General features: G+C 70.6%; 4 protein-coding genes and 1 pseudogene. All 5 read left to right on the forward strand.

What is annotated here, in order from left to right:
• Positions 1-1,226, forward strand: a 1,226-nt coding sequence (locus I53_RS22980; protein WP_043355091.1) for a glycosyltransferase, incomplete at its 5' end; no start/stop codon positions are given.
• Complete coding sequence (locus tag I53_RS22985; RefSeq protein ID WP_043355093.1) at positions 1,223-3,064, forward strand: ABC transporter ATP-binding protein; 1,842 nt, start codon at positions 1,223-1,225, stop codon at positions 3,062-3,064. The genes I53_RS22980 and I53_RS22985, both read left to right, overlap by 4 nt.
• Positions 3,064-3,930 carry a hypothetical protein gene (locus I53_RS22990; protein ID WP_043355095.1) on the forward strand — a complete coding sequence of 289 codons (867 nt, stop codon included), beginning with the start codon at positions 3,064-3,066 and terminating at the stop codon, positions 3,928-3,930. Before I53_RS22985 ends, I53_RS22990 begins: the two co-directional genes overlap by 1 nt.
• Positions 3,927-5,882, forward strand: a complete 1,956-nt coding sequence (locus tag I53_RS22995) for an ABC transporter substrate-binding protein (protein WP_043355097.1) — start codon at positions 3,927-3,929, stop codon at positions 5,880-5,882. Before I53_RS22990 ends, I53_RS22995 begins: the two co-directional genes overlap by 4 nt.
• Positions 5,879-6,267: pseudogene (locus I53_RS23000) on the forward strand (ABC transporter permease); the annotation flags it as partial. The gene I53_RS22995 and the pseudogene I53_RS23000, both read left to right, overlap by 4 nt.

Raw genomic sequence — 6,267 nt, forward strand, 5'->3', positions numbered from 1 at the left:
GCCACGGTGTGCCCGAGGCGGCGCTGTCCGGGATCGGCCGCGATCTTCCTCCGGGCGTCCTCGGCCGTGCCCGGCCTGACTACCGCGCCCTCCTGGCCGGGGCTGCCGTCTCTGTGAGCCAGTGCGGCTACAACACGGCCATCGATCTCCTCGCCACGGGCACGCCCGCCGTGCTGGTGCCGTTCGAGGCCGGCGTCGAGACCGAGCAACGCCTGCGCGCCGCGTGCCTCGCCGCCCGCGGTCTCGCCCGTGTGCTGCCGGAATCGGAGTTGACGGCCCAAACCCTGGTCCAGGCCGTCGAGGCCCAGGCGGCTGCACCCGTCCCCGGTCCGCACGGCATCGACATCGCCGGCGCCCGGCGCACGGTGGAACTGGTCGAGAGCCTGCACGGCGTCGGTCCGGCGCGGCGCGGATCCGTTCCCGCGACGGATCCGGCCTTCGCGGTCATCGATCGCGCCCTGGATTCCGTGGCCGCCCGCGGCGGGCGTGTTCCGCTGTTCTGGCGCGACGACGATGCGATCGCGGCGAGCCCGAAGCTCGATCGGCTCGTGGGGCTTGCGGAGGCGCATGGCATCCCGCTGCTCCTCGCGGCGATTCCGTCCGGGATCGAGCCGTCGCTCCAACGGCGCCTTGAAACGGCTCCAGGCGTGAGGGTCGCCATTCATGGCCTCGCCCACAGCAACCATGCGCGCCCCGGCGAGAAGCCGGCGGAGTTCGGTGCGCACCGGCCCCTCGATATCCGGATCGCGGAGGCCGCGGCCGGCTTGCGGATCGCCCGCGCGCGGCTGGCGGAGGCCACGGTGCTGCCGGTCTTCGTCCCACCCTGGAACCGCCTCGCGCCGGATCTCGCCGCCGCCCTGCCTGATCTCGGCTATTGCGGCCTCTCGGCCGTACCCGGCCCACCGGTTCCGGGTCTGCGCCGGCTCGACGCCACGCTCGACCCGATCGACTGGCGGGGCACCCGGTCCCTGCGCGATCCGGAGGCGCTGCTGACCGGCGTCGCCGACGTCATCGTCCGTGCGCCGGAGCAGCCGGTCGGTCTGCTGACCCACCATCGCGTCCATGACGACGCCCTCTGGAGCTTCGTCGCGGCGCTGATCGCGCACCTCGTCCGGCACCCGGCGATACAGCTGCTGGATCTTCGCGAGCACTTCGGCGTCGCCGCGATGGACATGGGCCCCAAGGCGTCTAAGTCTCGGGTCTCACAGATCGCGAGGACGGGTTGAGCCCGCTATTGTCCATCCGCGACCTCGCGGTCGCGTTCCGCACGGAGAGCGGCCCGTTCGAGGCGCTGCACGGCCTGTCCCTCGACGTTCACCGCGGCCGGACCCTTGCTCTCGTCGGGGAGTCCGGCTCGGGCAAATCGGTGACCGCCCAGGCGATCCTCCGGATTCTGCCCCCGGCCGCCGCCATCACCCGTGGCCGGATCCTGTTTCGGGATGGCGAAATGGAGACCGACATCGCGCGCCTCCCCGCCGACAGCGAGGCGATGCGGGCGATCCGCGGCCAGCGGATCGCGATGATCTTCCAGGAGCCGATGACCTGCCTGTCTCCGCTCCACACGGTGGGCGATCAGATTGGCGAGGCCCTGCGGATCCATACCGGTGCCGACCGCAAGGAGGCGGATGCCCGAACCGAGGAGGCGCTGGCCCGGGTCGGCTTCCCCGATCCGCACCGCGCCCTGCGGACCTATCCGTTCGAGCTGTCCGGGGGCCTACGCCAGCGGGCCATGATCGCCATGGCGCTCATCCTGAAGCCCGCCCTGCTGGTGGCCGACGAGCCGACCACCGCGCTCGACGTCACAACGCAGGCTCAGATCCTCGCCCTGCTCGCCCGGCTCCAGGAGGAGACCGGGATGGCGATCCTGCTGATCACGCACGATCTCGGCGTGGTGGCCAACATCGCCCACGACGTGGCGGTCCTGTATCGCGGCCGCCTCGTGGAGGCGGGCCCGCGCGACACGGTGATGCGGACGCCGGGCCATGCCTATCTCCGCGCGCTCCTTCACGCGGTGCCCCGCTTCGACATGCAACCCGGCGAGCGCCTGACGCCGATCCGCCCCGCGCGGGCCGAGATACCGCCCGGGCAGAAGCCCGCGCCGCTGGCGGGGCCGCTCCTCCAGGTCGAGGGCGTCAGCAAGAGCTTCACCCTGCGCGCGGGACGGATGTGGCAGAAGCCGCGGACCGTCCATGCGGTCTCGGACGTCTCGCTCAGCCTCGCGGGCGGCCAGACGCTCGGGCTCGTCGGCGAGTCCGGATCGGGCAAAACCACCGTCTCGAAGATGATCATGCGGGCGCTGCGGCCGGATGCCGGGCGGATCCTGTTCGACGACGGCAGCGGCCCCCGGGACGTCCACGCCTTGAGCGGCGATGCGTTGTTCGCCTATCGCCGCACGGTCCAATTCGTGTTCCAGGACCCCTACGCGTCCCTGGATCCGCGCATGACCGTGCGCCAGATCCTGTCCGAGCCGATGGAGATCCACGGCGTCCCGGCAGGAGAGCGACGGGAGCGCTGTCGTGCCCTGATGGCGATGGTCGGTCTGGAGTCGAGCGGTCTCGGCCGCTACCCGCACGCCTTCTCGGGCGGCCAGCGGCAGCGCATCGGCATCGCCCGGGCCCTCGCCCCGAAGCCGCGGCTGCTGGTGCTCGACGAGCCGGTCTCGGCCCTCGACGTCTCGGTCCAGGCCCAGATCCTGAACCTGCTCAAGGATCTCCAGGCGGCGCTGGGTCTCTCCTACCTCATCGTCTCCCACAATCTGGCAGTGATCGACTACATGGCTGATACCATCAGCGTGATGTGCCGGGGGCGCATCGTCGAGGAGGCGCCCCGCGCCGCCCTGTTCCGCCGTCCGGTGCATCCCTATACGCAGGCGCTGCTCGCGGCCGTGCCGGATCCGAGCCTCGACCATCCGCTCGATTTCGCGGCGGTCGCGGGCGACCAGAACGATCCGATGCGCTGGGAAGAGCCTTTTCGCCTAGCCCCCGACGAGGCCGGGGCGATGCGCGCGGTCGAGACCGGCCACCGGGTGCGCTTCGGCGCCGCCCACGCGGTCGAGGCCGCGTGATGCAGGCCCGGCCACCCGTGATGCTGGAGCGCCTGCGCCGCAAGGTGCTGTCGCCGCTCTTCGACCGCCTGGGCTACGACCTCGTCCCGGCGGCCCCCGACTGGAGCCACCGGCCGACGTCACCGCGCGAGGTGGCGACGCTGCTCGAATCGGCCGCCGCCATCCTGGAACGGGATCTCGCCGCCGCCGGCCTGGTTCCGGATGGCGACGTCCTCGAACAGGTCCAGGCGTTCTGGGCGCTGATCCCCACCGCGCCCGTCCGCCAGCGCCGGGGCGGCAGCGGCTTCAACGGCGCGCTGCAGCTCTACATCGCGATGCGGGCGCTGAAGCCGGATTTCGTGGTCGAATCCGGCGTGTTCCGCGGCCTCACCACCTGGGTCATCCGGCAGGCCCGCCCGCAGGCACAGATCTTCTGCCACGATCCCGACCTGTCGGGCCTCCAGTACCGCGACCGGCAGGCGCGCTACAGCACCGCCGACTGGTCGAAAGCCGACTGGTCCATGCTGGACCCGGCGCGGACGGTGGCGTTCTTCGACGACCACGTCGCCCAGGGGCGGCGGGTCGTCGAGGCGCAGGCCCGGGGCCTCACCCGTCTGCTCTTCGATGACGATGCCGCCGGACACCGGATCCACGCCCATGGCGGACCTGCGCATCCGACCATCGCGATGATCACCGGCCCCGAACGCAGCCCGGAGCCGATCCGCTGGACCCGGAACGGCCGCCACTTCGAGCAGCCGGCCGACGATTCTCTTCTCCGGCAGGCTGCAGACCTGATCGTGCGGTCGCATGCCTTCGATGACCTGCACCGGGCCACGGGCTACTCGCCGGCGCGGCTGACCTCGGTGACGCTTCGGGGCAGCCCATGAGCGCCGGGGATTTCCGGGACGATTCTTCCGCCTCCCTCCCGCGCCGCGGCAGGCGGGACGGCACGGTCTCCCGCCGCGCCCTCCTCGTCGGCCTGGGCGCCACATTGAGCTGGTCGCGCGCGCCGTCATGGGCCTTCGCAGAGACGCCGCCGACGGATGCGCCCGGTCCGCCGACCAAGCCCGCCGTCGCCGACCTCGCTGCCCATGGCCGCCGTCTCGGGACGGCAGGCGGCACGATCCGGACCCTCATCGCGAAGGCCCGGGATGTCCGCTACCTGTCGGTTTACGGCTATACCCGCTTGGTCGGCTACGATGCCGCGCTGAACCTGCGGCCCGACGTGCTGGAGCGTGTCGATGTCGAGGGCGGGCGCTTCACCTTCACGCTCCGCCAGGGCCACCGCTGGTCGGACGGCCATCCGTTCACCACGGAGGATTTCCGCTATTACTGGGAGGACGTCGCCAACGAGAAGGCGCTGAATCCCGATGGGCCGCCGGCCTTCTTCCGGGTCGACGGCAAGCTGCCGCAGGTGGAATTCCTCGACCCGGTCACGGTCCGCTACAGCTGGGACCGGCCGAACCCGATGTTCCTGCCCGCCCTGGCGGCGCCGCGGGACCCGCTGATCTACCGGCCGGCGCACTACCTGAAACCGTATCATGCCCGCTATATCGGCAAGGAGGCGGCCGACGCGAAGGCTAAGGCGCTCAAGCTCCGCAGCTGGGCGGCGCTGCACAACCGCCTCGACGACAATTACGAGCTCAACAATCCGGAGTGTCCGACCCTGCAGGGCTGGGTGCCGCGGACCCGCTCGCCGGCCACCCGGTTCCGCTTCGAGCGCAACCGCAGCTACCATCGGGTCGACACGGCCGGCACGCAACTGCCCTATGTCGACACCATCGTGATGGACGTGGCTTCGCAGGGCCTCCTGGTCGCCAAGACCAACGCCGGCGAGGCCGACCTGATGTTTCGCGGCCTGACGATGCCCGATATCCCGAGCCTCAAGGAGGGTGAGGCGGCCCATCGGTACCGCACCAACCTGTGGCCCGTGGCCCGGGGATCGGAGATCGCCCTCTACCCGAATCTCACCACGACGGATCCGGCCTGGCGGCAGCTCAACCGCGACGTGCGCTATCGGCACGCCCTGTCGCTCGCCATCGATCGCCGGACCCTGAACAACACGCTGCTGTTCGGACTGGGCACCGAGGGGAACGACACGATCCTCTCGGACAGCGCCCTCTTCGAGCCGGAGATGCGGACGCTGAACGCCGCCTACGATCCGGCGCAGGCGGCGAAGCTCCTCGATGAGCTCGGTCTGACCGGACGCGACGGCGCGGGCACGCGGCTGCTGCCCGGTGGGCGGCCGCTGGAGATCGTGGTGGAGAGCGACGGCGAGGCCGAGATGGTGCTGGACGCGCTGCTCCTCATCACGGAGTTCTGGCGCGAGGTCGGCATCCGGCTGATCACCAAGCCGCAGGAGCGCACCAACCTGCATCGGCGCTCCATCGGCGGCATGACCATCATGGTGGCCGCCCAGGGGCTCGACCTCGCGGTGCCGACCGCGATCATGCCGCCGACCGAGCTGAGCCCTGCCCAGCCGGAGCACTATTCCTGGCCCCTCTGGAGCATGAACGTCGAGAGCCGCGGCAAGAGCGGCGAGCCCTGCGACGTTCCGGAGGTCCAGCGACTGCTCGACCTCGACCGCCAGTGGCGCGACACCGACGACGCCGCCAAACAGGCCGCGATCTGGCGCGAGATGCTGACGAATCACGCGCGCAACACCTGGGTGATCGGCACGGTGGCGGGGGCGCTCCAGCCCGTTGTCGGCGCGGATCGCCTGATCAACCTTCCGAAGCGCGCCCTCTATTCCTGGGAACCCACTGCGATGATCGGCGTGCAGCGCCTCGACGAGTTGTTCTGGGAGACAGGCGCCGACACCCGCGCGGAGGTCCGGTGATCCGTCAGATCCTTCGCCGGATCGTCACCATGGCGGTGACGCTGCTGGTCATTTCGGCGCTCGTCTTCATCATCATCAAGCTGCCGCCCGGCGACTACCTGTCCAACCGGATCATGGAGCTGCGCGCCACCGGCGATGCCAGCTCCGTGGCGAAGGCGGAGTTGCTGATCCAGCAATACGGGCTCGACCGCCCGGTCTGGCAGCAATACCTGATGTGGATCGGGGTGATGCCCGGCTCGGTTGGGTTCTCGGGCCTGCTCCAGGGCGATTGGGGCTGGTCGTTCGAGTACGACAAGCCGGTGGCGGATGTCGTCGGCGACGCCCTGTTGGTGACCCTGCTGATCAATCTGACGGGCGTGTTGTTCGTCCACCTCGTCGCGATCCC

The organism is Methylobacterium sp. B1, from assembly GCF_000333255.1.
GTDB lineage: Bacteria > Pseudomonadota > Alphaproteobacteria > Rhizobiales > Beijerinckiaceae > Methylobacterium > Methylobacterium fujisawaense.

Excerpts from the sequence above, each read along its gene's own strand:
- I53_RS22995 (WP_043355097.1), top strand. The coding sequence starts at position 3,927 with ATGAGCGCCGGGGATTTCCGGGACGATTCTTCCGCCTCCCTCCCGCGC.
- I53_RS22990 (WP_043355095.1), top strand. The coding sequence starts at position 3,064 with ATGCAGGCCCGGCCACCCGTGATGCTGGAGCGCCTGCGCCGCAAGGTG.